Source organism: Olsenella sp. An285 (assembly GCF_002159625.1).
Lineage (GTDB): Bacteria > Actinomycetota > Coriobacteriia > Coriobacteriales > Atopobiaceae > Thermophilibacter > Thermophilibacter avicola.
Genome location: NZ_NFIZ01000011.1, coordinates 54,095 through 69,953 on the forward strand (window position 1 = coordinate 54,095; position 15,859 = coordinate 69,953).

At 67.3% G+C, this 15,859-nt stretch carries 16 protein-coding genes; 14 read left to right on the forward strand and 2 right to left on the reverse strand.

The window, feature by feature from the left end:
• The first annotated feature begins 191 nt into the window (after nucleotides 1–191).
• The 8 genes from recA (at nucleotide 192) to hflX (ending at nucleotide 8,910) form a co-directional block, all read left to right on the forward strand.
• Nucleotides 192–1,274: a recombinase RecA gene (recA, locus tag B5F79_RS08060; protein ID WP_087219963.1), complete on the forward strand. Its 1,083-nt coding sequence runs from the start codon at nucleotides 192–194 to the stop codon at nucleotides 1,272–1,274.
• Nucleotides 1,274–1,930 (forward strand): regulatory protein RecX, encoded by a 657-nt coding sequence (locus B5F79_RS08065; protein ID WP_158094869.1) that lies wholly within the window; start codon nucleotides 1,274–1,276, stop codon nucleotides 1,928–1,930. Before recA ends, B5F79_RS08065 begins: the two co-directional genes overlap by 1 nt.
• A 242-nt stretch (nucleotides 1,931–2,172) precedes the next feature.
• On the forward strand, nucleotides 2,173–3,723 hold the full coding sequence (gene rny / locus B5F79_RS08070; RefSeq protein ID WP_087219969.1) for a ribonuclease Y: 1,551 nt from the start codon (nucleotides 2,173–2,175) through the stop codon (nucleotides 3,721–3,723).
• Between the two features lie 9 nt (nucleotides 3,724–3,732).
• A complete protein-coding gene (locus tag B5F79_RS08075; RefSeq protein ID WP_087219972.1) occupies nucleotides 3,733–4,818 on the forward strand; it encodes an ATP-binding protein in 1,086 nt (361 codons plus the stop codon).
• A 112-nt stretch (nucleotides 4,819–4,930) separates the two neighbouring features.
• Entirely contained in the window at nucleotides 4,931–5,242 is a 312-nt protein-coding gene (locus tag B5F79_RS08080; protein WP_087219975.1) for a stage V sporulation protein S, read from the forward strand.
• On the forward strand, nucleotides 5,239–6,609 hold the full coding sequence (gene miaB / locus B5F79_RS08085) for a tRNA (N6-isopentenyl adenosine(37)-C2)-methylthiotransferase MiaB (protein ID WP_446723462.1): 1,371 nt from the start codon (nucleotides 5,239–5,241) through the stop codon (nucleotides 6,607–6,609). Before B5F79_RS08080 ends, miaB begins: the two co-directional genes overlap by 4 nt.
• Complete coding sequence (miaA, locus tag B5F79_RS08090; RefSeq protein ID WP_087219977.1) at nucleotides 6,606–7,544, forward strand: tRNA (adenosine(37)-N6)-dimethylallyltransferase MiaA; 939 nt, start codon at nucleotides 6,606–6,608, stop codon at nucleotides 7,542–7,544. Before miaB ends, miaA begins: the two co-directional genes overlap by 4 nt.
• Complete coding sequence (gene hflX / locus B5F79_RS08095; protein WP_087219980.1) at nucleotides 7,531–8,910, forward strand: GTPase HflX; 1,380 nt, start codon at nucleotides 7,531–7,533, stop codon at nucleotides 8,908–8,910. Before miaA ends, hflX begins: the two co-directional genes overlap by 14 nt.
• On the opposite strand, the gene B5F79_RS08100 is transcribed toward hflX, so the two are convergent.
• Together B5F79_RS08100 and lexA are read right to left on the reverse strand one after the other, a co-directional pair.
• Entirely contained in the window at nucleotides 8,815–9,564 is a 750-nt protein-coding gene (locus B5F79_RS08100; RefSeq protein WP_241147285.1) for a heparan-alpha-glucosaminide N-acetyltransferase domain-containing protein, read from the reverse strand. The genes hflX and B5F79_RS08100 overlap by 96 nt on opposite strands.
• 50 nt (nucleotides 9,565–9,614) lie before the next feature.
• On the reverse strand, nucleotides 9,615–10,268 hold the full coding sequence (gene lexA, locus B5F79_RS08105) for a transcriptional repressor LexA (RefSeq protein WP_087219982.1): 654 nt from the start codon (nucleotides 10,266–10,268) through the stop codon (nucleotides 9,615–9,617).
• 191 nt (nucleotides 10,269–10,459) lie between these two features.
• Between lexA and B5F79_RS08110 the strand changes: the two genes are divergently transcribed.
• The 6 genes from B5F79_RS08110 (at nucleotide 10,460) to B5F79_RS08135 (ending at nucleotide 15,633) form a co-directional block, all read left to right on the forward strand.
• Nucleotides 10,460–10,903 carry a LysM peptidoglycan-binding domain-containing protein gene (locus B5F79_RS08110; protein ID WP_087219984.1) on the forward strand — a complete coding sequence of 148 codons (444 nt, stop codon included), beginning with the start codon at nucleotides 10,460–10,462 and terminating at the stop codon, nucleotides 10,901–10,903.
• 95 nt (nucleotides 10,904–10,998) lie between these two features.
• Entirely contained in the window at nucleotides 10,999–11,448 is a 450-nt protein-coding gene (nrdR, locus tag B5F79_RS08115) for a transcriptional regulator NrdR (RefSeq protein WP_087219987.1), read from the forward strand.
• Entirely contained in the window at nucleotides 11,441–11,887 is a 447-nt protein-coding gene (gene dut, locus B5F79_RS08120) for a dUTP diphosphatase (RefSeq protein ID WP_087219990.1), read from the forward strand. The genes nrdR and dut overlap by 8 nt, the downstream gene beginning before the upstream one ends.
• Before the next feature lie 46 nt (nucleotides 11,888–11,933).
• A complete protein-coding gene (locus B5F79_RS08125) occupies nucleotides 11,934–13,244 on the forward strand; it encodes an NCS2 family permease (RefSeq protein WP_087219993.1) in 1,311 nt (436 codons plus the stop codon).
• A gap of 68 nt (nucleotides 13,245–13,312) precedes the next feature.
• Nucleotides 13,313–14,590 (forward strand): uracil-xanthine permease family protein, encoded by a 1,278-nt coding sequence (locus tag B5F79_RS08130; protein ID WP_087219996.1) that lies wholly within the window; start codon nucleotides 13,313–13,315, stop codon nucleotides 14,588–14,590.
• Nucleotides 14,591–14,685: 95 nt separating this feature from the next.
• Nucleotides 14,686–15,633 carry an NAD(P)/FAD-dependent oxidoreductase gene (locus B5F79_RS08135; RefSeq protein WP_087219999.1) on the forward strand — a complete coding sequence of 316 codons (948 nt, stop codon included), beginning with the start codon at nucleotides 14,686–14,688 and terminating at the stop codon, nucleotides 15,631–15,633.
• Nucleotides 15,634–15,859: the final 226 nt, after the last annotated feature.

Genomic DNA, 15,859 nt, shown 5'->3' on the forward strand with positions numbered 1-15,859 from the left:
GTTCGGTTCCCAGGGGGCCGACCTTCTCGTTTCCCCCTAACGCCTGCCTGCGGGCATGACTCCGGGGAGCTTCTTGGGAGCGCGGCGAGAGACCGGCGTCCGCGCGGCCTGCTAGTCTCTCCCCAAGCTTGTTGACTTTGGAACGGATGTTCGTATACCATGTCTGCAGCAAACGAGCCGAGGGAGTGAGCATGGCCAAGAGCAAGGGCATCACCAAGGAGATACATCCCCGCACCACGGGCGAGGAGCGAGACAAGGTCCTCAAGTCCACCACGGACGAGATCGAGAAGCGCTTTGGCAAGGGGTCCATCATGAGGTTCGGGGACGGAGGTCCCAGCCTCGAGGTGGAGGCCATCCCCACCGGCTCCATCGCGCTCGACGCCGCGCTCGGCATCGGCGGCGTGCCCCGCGGCAGGATCGTGGAGATCTACGGTCCCGAGTCCTCGGGCAAGACCACGCTCTCTCTCGAGATCCTTGCCGAGGCGCAGGCCATGGGCGGCGTCGTCGCGTTCATCGACGCCGAGCACGCCCTCGACCCCGGCTACGCCGCGCGCATCGGCGTGGACATAGACGAGGTGCTCATCTCCCAGCCGGACTTCGGCGAGCAGGCGCTCGAGATATGCGACATGCTGGTGAGATCGGGCGCCATCGACGTCGTGGTCGTGGATTCGGTGGCCGCGCTCACCCCGCGCGCAGAGATCGAGGGCGAGATCGGAGACTCCACCGTCGGCCTGCAGGCGCGCCTCATGAGCCAGGCGCTGCGCAAGCTCGCCGGCTCCCTCGCCAAGTCAAACACCACCTGCATCTTCATCAACCAGCTTCGCGAGAAGATCGGCGTCATGTTCGGCAACCCCGAGACCACGCCCGGCGGCCGCGCCCTCAAGTTCTTCTCCTCCGTGCGCATGGACATCCGCCGCGTGGACTCCATCAAGGTCAACAACGAGGTCGTGGGCAACCGCGTCCGCGTCAAGGTGGTCAAGAACAAGGTGGCGCCGCCCTTCAAGCAGGCCGAGTTCGACATCATGTACGGCCAGGGCATCTCCAAGGAGGGCTCGATCCTGGACATGGCGGTCGACCACGACATCGTGACCAAGTCGGGTGCCTGGTTCACGTACGAGACGGAGAGGCTCGGCCAGGGCCGCGAGGCCGCCAAGGAGTTCCTCGCCTCCAACCCCGACCTCATGGACGAGATCGACCACAAGGTTCGCGTCGCGTGCGGCCTCGAGCTCGGGGACGAGCGCGTGGGCGAGGTCGTCGACCTCGTGGAGGAGTAGTGGGCACCCTCGCGCTCCCTCGCGTTGAGGTGTCCCTCCCGGAGCGCGGGCGCGCGGGGTCGCGGCGCCCTGCCGAGGTGCGCTCCCTCACCGAGGGGGGCGGCGAGGAGCGGGTCGAGGTGCCCGTCGAGGTGGGTCGCAGGCTCGTCTCTTCGCTCGGCGGAGACTCCGTCCCGTGCTCTCCCGAGCGCCTGCGCCAGCTTCTGGACGACGCCCTGGAGACCTGCGCCCGCGGTAGGGTTGAGACCCTCGTGGGCAGGAGGGACTACTGCGCGCGCGAGCTCTCAGAGAGGCTCCTCTCCCTCGGCTATCCCGCCCGCGTCGTGGACGAGCGGGTCGAGCGGGCCGTGGGCGCCGGAGTCGTCGATGATGCCCGCTATGCGCGCTCCTTCGTCCGCTCCAAGGTCGCGGCCGGGTGGGGGCGCGCCCGCATCGAGCGCGAGCTCGAGCGCAGGGGCGTCTCGCGCGAGGTCGCCTCGCTTGCCGCGGACGAGGAGATGGCAGAGACGGACGAGTGCGAGCGCGCCCTCTCGCTCGCCTCCCGCAGGCCCCTCACGGGGAGGAACGACGTCCAGAGGATCGCTCGCTTCCTCTGCGGGCGCGGGTTCCCCCCGGCCGTCGCCTTTGACGCCGCGCGGGAGGTCGTCGGGTCGTGACCCCGTGGATACGCCCGGGCGCATTTGACATAACCTAACACCCAACTTACGATTGAATGGCTATTGGAGCGCGCTCTCTCGCTGGACTGCCAGCTGCTTTGATATCTTGCACGTCACAAGCTAGCCTCCGCTCAGGCACGTTCTCAACGTGTGCCGGGACCGCACCTCCGATGGCGGGTTCCGCGGCCGAGCCGCGGTCTCCAGAACCACTACGAAGAAATCGCGTCATCTGAGGAGCACACATGGAAATCGTATTCGCGCTGATAGGGCTCGTGGTCGGGGCGGGCGTCGCCTACTTCCTGCTCTCCGGCCAGAGCAACTCCAAGGTCAAGGCGGCTGAGGCCCAGCTCGACTCCGCCCGTACCGAGTCCGAGCGCATCCGCTCTGAGGCCGCGCGCCAGGCGGAGAACGCAAAGAAGGAGGCCGTCCTCGAGGCCAAGGAGGAGATCCTCGCGCTCAAGCAGACCTCCGAGGCAGAGGAGAAGAAGCGCAAGCAGGACCTCCAGAACCTCGAGAACCGCATCATGCAGCGCGAGGAGTCCCTCGATCACAGGAACGACGCCCTCGACCGCCGCGAGCACCAGCTCTCCAGCCTCCAGGGTCAGCTCGACCGCAGGAAGAACGACCTCGACGAGATGGAGGCCAAGAAGACCGCCGAGCTTGAGCGCATCGCCGGGCTCTCCTCGGACGAGGCTCACGACGAGCTCATCGCACGCGTTCGCGCCGAGTCCGTGCGCGACGAGGCGCAGATCCTGCGCGAGTCCGAGCAGCGCGTCCGTGCCCAGGCGGACAAGACCGCCCGCGAGATCGTCTCCACGGCCATCCAGCGCTGCGCCGCGGACCAGGCGGGCGAGATCACGGTCACCTCGGTCCACATTCCCTCCGACGACCTCAAGGGCCGCATCATCGGTCGCGAGGGCCGCAACATCCGCACCTTCGAGCAGGTCTCCGGCGTCTCCCTGGTCATCGACGACACGCCCGAGACCGTCGTCCTCTCGAGCTTCGACCCCGTCCGCCGCGAGACCGCCCGCGTCGCGCTCGAGAACCTCATCGCGGACGGCCGCATCCACCCGGCCCGCATCGAGGAGCTCTACAAGAAGGCCGAGACCCTCGTTGCCGAGCGCGTGCGCGAGGCCGGCGAGCAGGCCGCCTTCGACGCCGGCATCCACGACCTGCACCCCGAGCTCGTGAAGACGCTCGGCGCGCTGCGCTACCGCACCTCCTTCGGACAGAACGTCCTCTCGCACTCCGTCCAGGTCTCCGCGCTCTGCGGCATCATGGCCTCCGAGCTCGGCCTCGACGAGGCGCCCGCCAAGCGCGCAGGCCTGCTCCACGACCTCGGCAAGGCCATCGACCACGAGGTCGAGGGCCCGCACGCCGTCATCGGCGCCGACCTCGCGCGTCGCTACGGGGAGCGCCCCGAGATCGTTCACGCCATCGAGGCGCACCACGCCGACGTCGACCCCGACACCGTCCTCGACGTTCTCGTGCAGGCCGCCGACGCCATCTCCGCCGCCCGTCCCGGCGCCCGCAGGGAGTCCGCGGAAAGCTACATCAAGAGGCTCGAGAAGCTCGAGGAGATCTCCAACGCCCACGACGGCGTCGAGCGCACCTATGCCATGCAGGCGGGCCGCGAGCTCCACGTCATGGTCGAGCCCGAGAAGATCTCTGACGCCCAGGCGACCGTCCTCGCCCACGACATCGCCAAGCAGATCGAGGACGAGATGGAGTATCCCGGCCAGGTCCGCGTGGTTGTCATCCGCGAGTCCCGCGCCGTGGACGTGGCCAAGTAAGCGGGGCAGATGGGCTCCGACGGCGCACAGGGGCTTGCCGGCTTCGTCTCGCTCATGGGAGGCGACCGGTCCCTCAGGGTTGAGGAGAGCCTCGGCGAGGGCTTCGTTCGCCTCAGGGTGGCCGAGGCCGAGCGCCGTCAGGCGAAGCATGACGTCCGCTGCGTCGAGGACGCCGTGATCGAGATGCTCCGCAACTCGCGCGACGCCGGGGCCACCCACGTCTACGTCGCCACCTCCCGCGAGGGGGACCTGCGCACCACCGTCGTTCTCGACGATGGCTCGGGCGTTCCGGATGATATGCGCGAGCGCGTCTTCGAGGCGCGCGTGACCTCCAAGCTCGAGAGCTTCCACATGGACCGCTGGGGCGTTCACGGGCGCGGCATGGCGCTCTACTCCATCAGGGAGAACGCCGTATCCGCCGAGGTCGTCTCCTCCGGGAGGGGCCTCGGCGCCTCCATACGGGTGGTGACGGACGCGAGGAGCCTCCCCGAGCGGGCCGACCAGTCGAGCTGGCCCGTCCTGGGGCGCGATGACGACGGCTCCCAGGCGTGCGTACGGGGTCCGCACAACATCGTCAGGACCTGCTGCGAGTTCGCGCTCGAGGAGCGCGGTCGCTGCGAGGTCTACCTTGGGTCCCCGGCTGAGATCGCCGCCACCGCGCGTGCTCGCGTCGCTCCCTCCGTGGGCCCCGCCGAGCTCGTCTTCATGGACGGCCTCTCGGGCCTTCCCGTCCTCGAGCGGCTCTCCGCTGCCGCGGACGCCGCCGAGCTCTGTGTGGTCGCCGCCTCCCTCGGGCTCGACATGTCCGAGCGGACGGCGCACCGCATCGTCTCGGGTCAGGTCCGTCCCGTGCCGAGCGTCCTCTCGCGTCTCACGAGCGCTGGTGACGCGCCCGGTCGCCGCGAGGTCGACCTCATGAGGGACAGGCGCAGCCTCAGGGTCTCCCGGGAGGACGTCGAGGAGTTCTCGCGCGTCATGGAGCGCGACTTCGCCCTTCTCGGCGAGAGGTACTACCTCGACCTTGCCTCCGAGCCCCGCGTGAGCGTGGGGAGAGGGAGGATCACCGTCACCTTCGACCTCTTGGACGGCGACTAGGCCCGCCGGTAAGAGCTTCACTATCTGACCCGTTACCAGTAGAATCTTCGAGCAGACGAACGTATCAGAGTCGCAGCAGACCGTAACAGCACCACGGCAGGAGTCACGCAACATGGAATACCTAAAGGTCTCGAGCAAGTCTTCGCCCGCGTCCGTCGCGGGGGCCATCGCCGGCCTCGTGAAGGACGGCGTGCCGGTGAACATGCAGTGCGTGGGCGCTGGCGCCGTGAACCAGGCCATCAAGGCCATCGCCATCGCTCGCGGCTTTCTCATCCCCACGGGCGTGGACATCTCCTGCGCCCCCACGTTCTCCGACATCGAGATCTCCGGCGAGAGCCGAACCGCCATCAGGATCGCCGTCTACGTCCACAGGATCTCCGGGCCCTCGGCTGCCTCGACCGACTCTCCGGAGGTGGTCGCGTGACCACGGGCGGAGCCTCCCTCGCCGGCAGGACCTACTGGGTCAAGACCTTCGGCTGCCAGATGAACCTCCATGATGCCGAGCGCGTGGCGGGCCTCCTCGAGTCCTGCGGCTGCATCTGCGTCCCCACCGCCGAGGAGGCGGACATCGTCGTCTTCATGACGTGCTGCGTCCGCGACAACGCCGACCAGCGCCTCTACGGACAGGCCTCCGCCATGGTGAGCGCCCCGACGCCCCCCTCGGGCCGTCGCGTGGTCTGCATCGGCGGCTGCATCGCGCAGCGCGACGGGGAGCGCGTCCGCGGGAACATCCCCTGCGCCGACGTCGTCTTTGGAACGAGCGCCCTCGCGAGCCTGCCCGGCCTCATCGAGGAGGCGCTCGCCTCCGACGGACGGCCCGTGGAGGTGGACACCGTCGAGGAGGGGAGGCCCTTCTCCACCGACCTCCCGAGCCACCGCGCCCAGCCCTTCCACGCCTGGGTGCCCATCATGACCGGGTGCGACAACTTCTGCACCTACTGCATCGTCCCGCACGTGCGCGGCCGCGAGCGCAGCCGCACCATGGAGAGCATCGTCTCCGAGGTCGAGGCGCTCGTCGCAGACGGCGTGCGCGAGGTCACGCTGCTCGGCCAGAACGTCAACTCCTACGGGCGCAACATCTACGGCTCGCCCCGCTTCGCCGAGCTCCTCCGAAGGGTGGGGGAGACCGGGGTCGAGCGCATCCGCTTCACCTCCTCCAACCCCAAGGACCTCTCCGACGAGGTCATCTCGGCCATGGCGGAGGTCCCGGCCGTCATGCCGCACCTCCACCTCGCCGTCCAGAGCGGCTCCACGCGCGTTCTGCGGGCGATGAACAGGCGCTACACGCGCGAGCAGTACCTCGACCTCGTGGGGCGCCTGCGCGCGGCCATCCCCGGCCTCGCCCTCTCCACGGACATCATCGTCGGCTTCCCGGGGGAGACCGAGGAGGACTTCGAGGAGACGCGCTCCCTCGTCCGCGAGGCCGCCTTCTCGTCCGCCTTCACCTTCATCTACTCCCCGCGCCCCGGGACGCCGGCGGCGGAGATGCCCGACGACACCCCCCATGAGGTCATCCAGGGGCGCTTCGACCGGCTCGCCGAGCTCGTGGCACAGCAGGCGCACGACGCCAACCAGGCGGACCTCGGAACCGTCTCCCGCGTGCTCGTCGAGGGCGCCTCAAAGCGGGACGACTCGGTCCTCGTTGGCCACAGCGAGAAGAACCAGACGGTCCACTTCGCCCTTCCCGAGGGGCGCTCGCCCGAGGAGTACGTCGGGAAGGTCGTCGACGTGCTCGTGGACGAGGCGCGCACGTGGTACCTGCGCGGGGCCGTGACGGGCGAGCCCAGATGAGCCTCGGTCGCGTCGTCTGCGTCGTAGGGCCAACGGCCTCCGGCAAGAGCGCCGTGGCCGACCTCCTTGCGCGTGCCCTGGGGACCTCCGTCGTCTCCGTCGACGCGATGCAGGTCTATCGCGGCATGGACATCGGCACCGCCAAGACCCCGCCCGCCGAGCGCCTCGCCCCGCTCCTCATGGTGGACGTGGCGGACCCGCTCGAGGACTACTCCGTCAGGCTCTTCCAGAGAGACGCCCGCGCCTGCGTCGACGCCCTTCTCGCCGAGGACCGCGTCCCCATCCTCTGCGGGGGAACGGGGCTCTACCTCGACGCCGTCATCGACGAGATGAGCTTTCCCGCCGGCGAGAAGGGCGGCGCGTCCAGGCGCGCCTACGAGGCGCTCCTGGGCGAGCGCGGCCCCGCGGCGCTCCACGCGCTCCTTTCCGAGCGAGACCCCGAGAGCGCGGCGATCATTCACCCCAACAACTCCCGCCGGGTGGTGAGGGCGCTCGAGATGCTCGACGAGGGGGAGTCCTACGCCCGGAAGCACCGCGGCCTCAGGGCCCACGTCCCCCACTATGACGCCGTCATCTGGGGGCTCACCATGGATAGGGGGCGCCTCTATGAGAGGATTGACGCCCGCGTGGACGCCATGGTCGCCTCAGGGCTCGTGGACGAGGTGCGGCAGCTTGCTGAGCGGGGCCTCACGACGGAGCTCACCGCCGGGCAGGCTATTGGCTACAAGGAGGTCCTGCAGGCGCTCGCCGGCGAGTGCACCCTCGAGGAGGCCATCGAGACCATCAAGCTCCGCTCGAGGCGCTACGCCAAGCGTCAGCTCTCCTGGCTCAGGCGCGACGGCAGGGTCCGCTGGCTCGACCTCGACGAGCTCGGTGTGGAGGGCGCCGTCGACACCGTTCTCGAGGGGCTGGGGGTTCGCCGTGGGTCGCTTTAAGCCGCACTCCACCGCGCCCGTGCCCGAGCGCGCCATCCTCGTGGGCGTGGACCTCGGGAACTCCGAGTGGTCCTGCGAGGAGTCCCTCGCCGAGCTCGCGCGCCTCGCCGAGACCGACGGCGCCGAGGTGGTCCTCACCATGACGCAGAGGCTCGACGCCCCCGTGCCCAAGACCTTCATCGGCAAGGGCAAGGTGGAGGAGCTCTGCTCCTATGTCCGCAGCCTCAACGCCGACGTCGTCATCTTTGACGACGAGCTCAGTCCCTCCCAGCAGGCGAACCTCGAGAGGATCGTTGGCGAGCCGGTGAAGATCATCGACCGCACGGCGCTCATCCTCGACATCTTTGGCGTGCACGCCAAGACCCACGAGGGTCGTCTTCAGGTCCAGCTCGCGCAGCTCCAGTACGTCCTCCCGCGCCTGCGCGGCATGTGGAGCCACCTCGTTGGCGAGCAGACCAGGGGTGGCATCGGCAGCCGCTTCGGCCAGGGCGAGAGCCAGCTCGAGGTGGACCGTCGCCTCATCCGCTCGCGCATCTCCACGCTGAGAAGGGAGCTCGAGCGGCTGGAGAGGCGACGCGGGGTGCAGAGCAAGGCGCGCTGGGACTCCGGGGTGTACCGCGTTGCCCTCGTGGGCTACACCAACGCCGGCAAGTCGACGCTGCTCAACCGCCTCACCGGCTCTGACGTCTACGTGCGAGACGAGCTGTTCGCCACGCTCGACCCCACCACGCGCGCGCTCGACCTCGACGAGGGAAGGAAGATCACCGTCACCGACACGGTGGGCTTCATCCAGAAGCTCCCCACCATGCTCGTGGAGTCGTTCAAGTCCACGCTCGCGGAGGTGCGCGCCGCCGACCTCGTCCTTCTGGTGGTGGACGCCTCGGACCCGCATCGCGAGCTTCAGATCGACGCCGTTCGATCCGTCCTGGCAGAGATCGGGGCGGACTCCATCCGCAGCGTGACCGTCCTCAACAAGTGTGACGCTCTGAGCCCGGAGGAGCTCCGCCAGTCGCTCGTCGCGCACCCGGACGCCCAGGCGGTCTCCGCCCTTGAGGGTACGGGCATGAGGGGGCTCCTCTACCGCATAGCCCAGGAGGCAGCGGCGGGAAGCGTCACCATGACCGTGCTCGTGCCCTACGAGAAGGGCCTCCTCATGAAGATGGTTCACGAGCGCTGTCAGGTCATTCGCGAGAGCTACGTGCAGGGCGGCCTCCTCGCCACCGTGAAGGCGGACGAGCGCATGGCGCGCACCCTGGCACCCTATGCGGCCTCAGAGGACGACGCCGGCGACGAGGGCGCTCACGGCCAGGAGGGCCGGCTGGTGGAGGACGTAGACCGCGAGGGCGTGGCGCCCGACGAGGGCTAGCGGCTCGAAGCGGGCCTCCCGCGCCCAGGCGGGGTACCCGTCCCCCGCCCATGCGGTGCCCATCGCGGCCCCGGCGAGGTAGAGCATGAGGTAGGGGAGGAGCGGGTAGTAGTCGCCCGAGGCGAAGCCGCCGCCTGGCAGGCCGAGCCAGGAGAGGAGCCCCGAGTCGTAGAGCGCTCGCGGGATCTCCGCGCGAAGGCCCGCGATTCCCACGTGTCCATCTGGCAGACCGAGGAGAAGGACGAACGCGGCTGCGAGAACGAGCGCGGCGACGCGCCCTCGTGGAAGGGCGTGTGCCCGCGAGAGCGCCCAGGCAACAAGCGTGCAGGCCGCCATGCAGTAGATGATTCCGAAGGAGATGGGGACGTCCACGGCTGCCACGGTCGTAACGACCCATATGGCGAGCGCAACGCCGCCGTACTGTACGGCGCGCCGAAGGTTCGACCTCGAGAGCGGGCACATGCAGCCGGCGACGAAGAGAAAGGTCCAGGATATCGAGCAGCGCCACACGTCCTGGAGGGGCGGCTCGAACCACGGCAGCGGCACCCCGGCTATGAATTTGAGGTCATAGCACAGGTGGAAGAGCACCATCGAGACGACGGCCGCGCCCCTCACGATGTCGAAGATCCCAATGCGCCCCGAAGGGACGGTCACGGGCTTGGCGCCGCTCTCGGCCCGATGGGGGCTCCCGGTGTCCGACATGCCTAGGAGATGGAGCGGACGAGCGCCGTGACCCTACCCAGGATGACGGGGTTCTCGACGTAGATGGGCTCCATCGAGTCGTTCTCCGGCTGGAGGCGCACGCGGTCGCGCTCGCGATAGAACGTCTTGACCGTGGCGGAGTCATCGATGAGGGCGACAACGATCTCCCCGTTGTGCGCGTCGTGCTGTTCCTTCACGACGATGTAGTCGCCGTCGAAGATTCCGGCGTTAACCATGGACTGCCCGCGCACCCGCAGGATGAACGAGCTCGAGTCCCCGACAATCGAGGTGGGCAGGGAGAGCGTCTCCTCGACGTTCTGCTCGGCGAGGATGGGCACGCCGGCGGCAACGCGCCCGACGAGCGGCAGGGATATGAGCCCGCGGTCGACGTCCTGGGCGGGGCTGGCGAGGGGCTCCGACTCCTCGACCTCCCCCTGCTTGCCCACGACCTCGATGGTGCGCGGCTTCTTGGAGTCCCGCCTGATGAGGCCCTGCTCCTCGAGGACCTTGAGGTGCATGTGGACGGTAGAGGGCGAGGCGAGCCCCACGGCGGCGCCGATCTCGCGCACCGAGGGCGGGTAGCCGTGCTCGTTGGAGTAGCTGCGGATGAACTCGTAGATCGCGAGCTGGCGCTTGCCGAGCTTTCCTCTTGCCATGTGAGCCTCCTTCTGCGTCTTGCCCCATGATACCGGACGCTTGGGCCAGTTTCAAACATTTGTTCGTTCTGACTTGACACGAACAATTGTACCACCATAATGAGGTACAGATGTTCGGGAATCCCAAATCGAATTGTTGTCCGGTCGGACCGGTATAACCAACCCGACAGGCAACCGAAAGGGGAGAGACCATGATGTTCAACGCGACGCAGACTTCCTACCAGTGCAACGGCAGCGCAGCCCTCGCCGTCCAGGAGAGCCGCCTTGTGCTTCTCGAGGGCGGCCTTGCCGGGGCGACGCCCGCCCGCCGGCAGAGGGGCGTCTCCGGGCTCCTGAGGCCCTCCCAGTCCCGTCTTGCCCTCGTCGCCGCAGCCGTCGTGGTCGCCCTCGCCCTCGCTGCGTCCGCGCTCTCGGACCATGTGGCCTCCGAGGCTCGCGCCCGCACCCTTGACTCCGCCCCAACCACCACCGTTACGGTGTGTGCCGGCGAGTCCCTGTGGTCCATCGCCGGCAGGCACGGGGTCGAGGGTGTTCCCACCCAGGACGTCGTCTCGTGGATCGAGGCGCGAAACTCAATCGAGGGCGGTCGCATCGACCCCGGTCAGAGGATCGTCGTTCCTTCGCAGGCGTCGTGAGGTTCCTTACGGTCGCGTTTCCTCTTTTCTGCCCGAGGCCAGATTTGTACGTTTTGTGATACCTTCTCTTGGTGCCGTTTTGCCAAGGAGGTCACATGCGCTGTCCCAAATGCGGGTGCGAGGAGTCCAAGGTCGTCGATTCCCGCCCCTCGGAGAGCAACGACGCCATCAGGAGGCGTCGCGAGTGCACCAAGTGTGGGTTCCGCTTCACGACCTATGAGCGCTGCGAGGAGATTCCCCTGGTCGTTGTCAAGCGCGACGGGCACAGGGAGCCCTTTGACAGACAGAAGCTCATGAGGGGGCTTGTCACGGCCACCGTCAAGAGGGACGTTCCCATGTCCGAGCTCACCTCCCTCATTGACAGCATAGAGTCGGAGCTTCGGGACGGGGGCTTCACGGAGGTCTCCTCGTCAGACCTCGGGGGCATGGTGCTCAAGCGCCTCGTCTCCATAGACAAGGTCGCCTACGTCCGCTTTGCCTCCGTCTATCGTGACTTCAAGGACGTTGACGAGTTCAGCGAGGAGCTGAGGAGCCTGAATGACTAAGGACACCATCAACCTGCCCATCAAGCGGCTCGATCCCACGGTCGAGCTCCCCACCTACGCCTACGAGGGCGACGCGGGCCTTGACCTGCGGGCGAACGAGGACGTGACCCTCGCCCCGCACGAGAGGCGGCTCGTCTCCACGGGCCTCGCGATTGCCATTCCCGAGGGGTACGCCGGCTTCGTCCAGCCCCGGAGCGGCCTTGCCCTGCGCGAGGGCCTCTCCATGGCCAACACCCCCGGCCTCATTGACTCCCACTATCGCGGCGAGCTCAAGGTCTGCGCCGTGAACCTCGATGACGAGCGCCCGATCACCATCTCCCGCGGGGAGAGAATCGCCCAGCTCGTCATCCAGAGGGTGCCCGTCGTAACGCTCGTCGAGGTCGAGGAGCTCGACGAGACGGACCGCGGGTCCGGGGGCTTCGGCTCGAGCGGCGCCTAGCCGCGCGAGCCGCATGTCGGAACCAAACAAGAAGGGGATGTTAGTAGTGGAACAGTTCTTCAAGATGCGAGAGAGGGGCTCGAGCGCGGGGCAGGAGCTTCGCGCCGGTCTCACCACGTTCCTCGCGATGGCCTACATCATCGCGGTGAACCCGCCCCTGCTCGTGCTCGCGGGAATATCTGAGACCGCCGCCGTCACGGCCACCTGCCTCGGCGCCGGCATTATGACGATTCTCATGGGCCTCTTCTCCAACCGCCCGCTCGCCTGCGCCTCGGGCATGGGCATCAACGCGCTCTTCGCAACCGTGCTCGTGCCCGCCGCCGGCGGCGACTGGCACGCCGCGAGCGCCGTCATCTTCGTCGAGGGCGTGGCCATCCTCATCCTCGTCCTCTGCGGCCTCCGCGAGGCCATCATGGACGCCATTCCGGTGTCGCTGCGCCACGCGATCTCCGTCGCGCTTGGTCTTTTCATCGCCATGATCGGCCTCAAGGACGGCGGCATCATCGTCGCCAACCCGGACACCATGGTCGCCATCGGCGAGATCAACCAGACCTTCATCGTGGGCCTCATCTCCATCGTGGCCACCATCGTCTTCTACGCGCTCAACGTCCGCGGCTCGCTTCTCCTGGGCATCGTCGTGGCGGTCGTGGCGGGCATCCCGCTGGGCGTCACCCAGATTCCCTCGGGCATCGTCTCCGGCCTCGACTTCTCGTCCTTCGGCGCTCCCTTCCAGGCGGATGAGTCCGGCGTCATGGGCATCGCCAAGGTGGTCACGAGCCCCACACTTCTCATCCTTGCCTTCTCGCTCATGATGTCCGACTTCTTCGACACAATGGGCACGGCCATGGCCGTGGCCAAGCAGGGCGAGTTCCTCACCGAGGACGGCAACGTCAAGGACATCAAGCAGATCCTCGTCGTCGACTCCGCTGCGGCGGCCGTGGGCGGCCTCATCGGCTCCTCGTCGCTGACTACGTTCGTCGAGTCCGCCTCCGGCGCCGCAGACGGCGGTCGCACCGGCCTCTCCTCGGTCTTTGCCGGCATCATCTTCATCGTCGCCGCGTTCTTCTCGCCCCTCATCTCCATCGTGAGCTCCGCAGCCACCTGCGGCGCCCTCGTCTTCGTGGGCTTCCTCATGATGAGCGAGGTCGCCGAGATCGACTGGTCCGATCTTCTTGAGGGCCTGCCCGCCTTCCTCATCGTCGCGGGCGTTCCCTTCACCTACTCGATCTCCAACGGCATCGGCTTCGGCTTCATCGCGTACGTGATCGTTGCCGCGGTCACGGGCCAGCTCAAGAAGGTCAAGCCGCTCATGTGGATAGCGGCGCTCGCCTTCGTCGTCTATTTCCTCGCAGCCTAAGCGAGCCCCTGGGCCCAGGCGAGAACGCCTGGGCCCTTTTCGTGTCAAGAGAGAGAAGGGAGTCTCCCATGAGCGCGCACGAGCGTGAGGTCATTGGCGTTGACGACCGAGTGTCCGTTGGCAGAGCTATCCCCCTGGGCATCCAGCACATGATGAGCATGTTCGGATCCACGGTCCTCGTGCCCGTCCTCACCGGGCTCGACCCCAACGTCGCCATCATGTGCTCCGGCATCGGCACCATCTGCTACCTGCTCGTCACCGGCAACAAGATCCCCAGCTACCTGGGCAGCTCCTTTGCCTTCATCAGCCCCATCCTCGCCGTTGGCGCCACCAAGGGCCTCGACGCAGCCATGTCCGGCGTGATCGTGGCAGGCCTCGTCTTCCTGGCGGTCGCGGGCATCATCCGGCTCGTCGGCACCGGTTGGCTGGACCGACTGCTTCCGCCCGTCCTCGTGGCATCGGTCATGGTGGTCATCGGCGTGGGCCTCGCGGCCACGGCGGCCGACATGGCCTTCATGACCACGGCCCAGGATGGCTCGAGCGTCTTCTTCGGGACCGGTGCCGCCGTGGCGGCGGTGACGCTTGCGGCCGCCGTGGTCTTCTCCGGCATGGGCGGCATCGTGGGCACCGTGCCCGTCCTTCTCGCCATCATCGTCGGCTACCTCGTGGCGCTTGCGCTCGGGCTCGTTGACTTCACTCCGGTCGCCGAGGCGGCCTGGGTCGGTCTCCCGCACGTCTCCGCGCCGCGCTTCGACCTGGGTGCCGTCGCACTCGTTGCGCCTGTTGCCGTGGTGGTCGTCATCGAGCACATAGGACACCTCCTCGCCGTTGGCGAGATCGTTGGCAAGGACTATCGAGAGATGCTTCCGCGCTCGCTCGCCGGTGACGGCATATCCACGATGATCTCCGGCTTCCTCGGAGGTCCTCCCACCACCACGTACGCCGAGAACATCGGCGTCATGAGCGTGACCCGCGTGTACTCCACGCAGATCTTCTGGTATGCGGCCGGCTTCGCGCTCGTCGTGGGCGGATTCTGCCCCAAGCTCGCCGCACTCATCCAGTCCATTCCGAGTCCCGTCATGGGCGGCGTGAGCCTCCTGCTCTTTGGTCTCATCGCTTCTAACGGCCTGCGCATGCTGGTCTCCAACCGCGTGGATTTTGACGTCAACCGCAACCTCATGATCGCTTCGGTCGTCATTATCCTGGGCGTGGGTATGGAGACCTCCGGCATCTCGATCCCCATCGGTGACTACACGCTTCCCGGCATGGCCACCTCCACGCTCGTGGGCATCCTGATGAACCTTGTGCTGCCCAGGCCCAAGGAGGACTCTGCCGCTCGCGAGTAACTAAGCGGGCTACAATGTTACTGACCGAGTAGCATTTAATGTCTGAGATGGGGGAGAAGCGGGTATCCCTTCTCAAGACAGAGAAAGGGGAGACCATGACCGAGCAGACCAAGGACCTCGTCATCATCGGAGGCGGCCCCGCGGGCCTCTCCGCCGCCATCTACGCGCGGCGCTCGCTCCTCGACGCCGTGACGCTCGAGCGCGAGGCGCTCGGCGGCCAGGTGATACTCACGAGCGAGATAGACAACTACCCGGGCCTTCCGCACACGGACGGCTTCACGCTCTCGGATGCCATGCGGGCGCAGGCCGAGGACCTCGGCGCCGTCATCCTCATGGACCCCGTGAGCGAGCTCGTGCGTGATGATGCCACCGGGAGGTTCGTCGTCACTACGTCCTCGACGCGCTACGACGCGGCCTCGGTCATCGTTGCCGCAGGAGCCCAGCCCAGGCGCGCCGGGTTCGAGGGCGAGGAGCGCTTTGCCGGACACGGCGTCTCGTACTGCGCCACGTGCGACGGGATGTTCTACAGAAACAAACAGGTGTTCGTAATCGGAGGCGGCAACTCGGCCGCCGAGGAGGCGCTTTTCCTGGCGAGACTGGCGAGCAAGGTGACGCTCGTCGTGCGCAAGGACCACCTGAGGGCCCAGACGGCGCTCGTGCGGGAGCTCGAGGACAACGAGAAGGTCGAGATCCGGCTGCTCACGAGCATCGTCTCCGTGGACGGCGGTGAGCTCCCGTCGACGATTGAGTTCCGTGACAATGCCACCGGAGAGACCCACGTGGAGACCTACGACGAGGGGTCGTTCGGAATCTTCGTGCTGGCGGGCCGCGTGCCAGAGACGGGCCTCCTGAGGGGGCTCGCTGAGCTCGACGAGTCTGGTTACGCCGTCACGGACGAGAGGATGGCGACGGGCGTGCCGGGGCTCTTTGCCGCCGGGGACGCTCGCAGAAAGCCCCTCAGGCAGATTGTCACCGCTGCCTCGGACGGTGCCGTGGCCGCGACGAGCGCCGCGGCCTATCTGGGACTCCCGGTTGAGGGATAGAGGTGGTGTCTCGCGGGCTCAGACTCCCCCAACTAGAATTCCTATCCGAAACCGTGATAATATATCTTATGTAAATTAGCTACTATCACGGATTTTAGCACGCAAGGCATCGGAAAGCTCGTGGCCCCCTGCTCCAAGGGGGCCTCTCTTTGCAAATTGATATCGTGCTTTGGAAAAAGCTTCGTGTACCGGGGTGCGGCCCAGATGGCACCTCTGCCGCGCACCT

Excerpts from the sequence above, each read along its gene's own strand:
- recA (WP_087219963.1), top strand. The coding sequence starts at position 192 with ATGGCCAAGAGCAAGGGCATCACCAAGGAGATACATCCCCGCACCACG.
- rny (WP_087219969.1), top strand. The coding sequence starts at position 2,173 with ATGGAAATCGTATTCGCGCTGATAGGGCTCGTGGTCGGGGCGGGCGTC.
- B5F79_RS08075 (WP_087219972.1), top strand. The coding sequence starts at position 3,733 with ATGGGCTCCGACGGCGCACAGGGGCTTGCCGGCTTCGTCTCGCTCATG.
- B5F79_RS08080 (WP_087219975.1), top strand. The coding sequence starts at position 4,931 with ATGGAATACCTAAAGGTCTCGAGCAAGTCTTCGCCCGCGTCCGTCGCG.
- miaA (WP_087219977.1), top strand. The coding sequence starts at position 6,606 with ATGAGCCTCGGTCGCGTCGTCTGCGTCGTAGGGCCAACGGCCTCCGGC.
- lexA (WP_087219982.1), bottom strand. The coding sequence starts at position 10,268 with ATGGCAAGAGGAAAGCTCGGCAAGCGCCAGCTCGCGATCTACGAGTTC.
- B5F79_RS08110 (WP_087219984.1), top strand. The coding sequence starts at position 10,460 with ATGATGTTCAACGCGACGCAGACTTCCTACCAGTGCAACGGCAGCGCA.
- nrdR (WP_087219987.1), top strand. The coding sequence starts at position 10,999 with ATGCGCTGTCCCAAATGCGGGTGCGAGGAGTCCAAGGTCGTCGATTCC.
- dut (WP_087219990.1), top strand. The coding sequence starts at position 11,441 with ATGACTAAGGACACCATCAACCTGCCCATCAAGCGGCTCGATCCCACG.
- B5F79_RS08130 (WP_087219996.1), top strand. The coding sequence starts at position 13,313 with ATGAGCGCGCACGAGCGTGAGGTCATTGGCGTTGACGACCGAGTGTCC.
- B5F79_RS08135 (WP_087219999.1), top strand. The coding sequence starts at position 14,686 with ATGACCGAGCAGACCAAGGACCTCGTCATCATCGGAGGCGGCCCCGCG.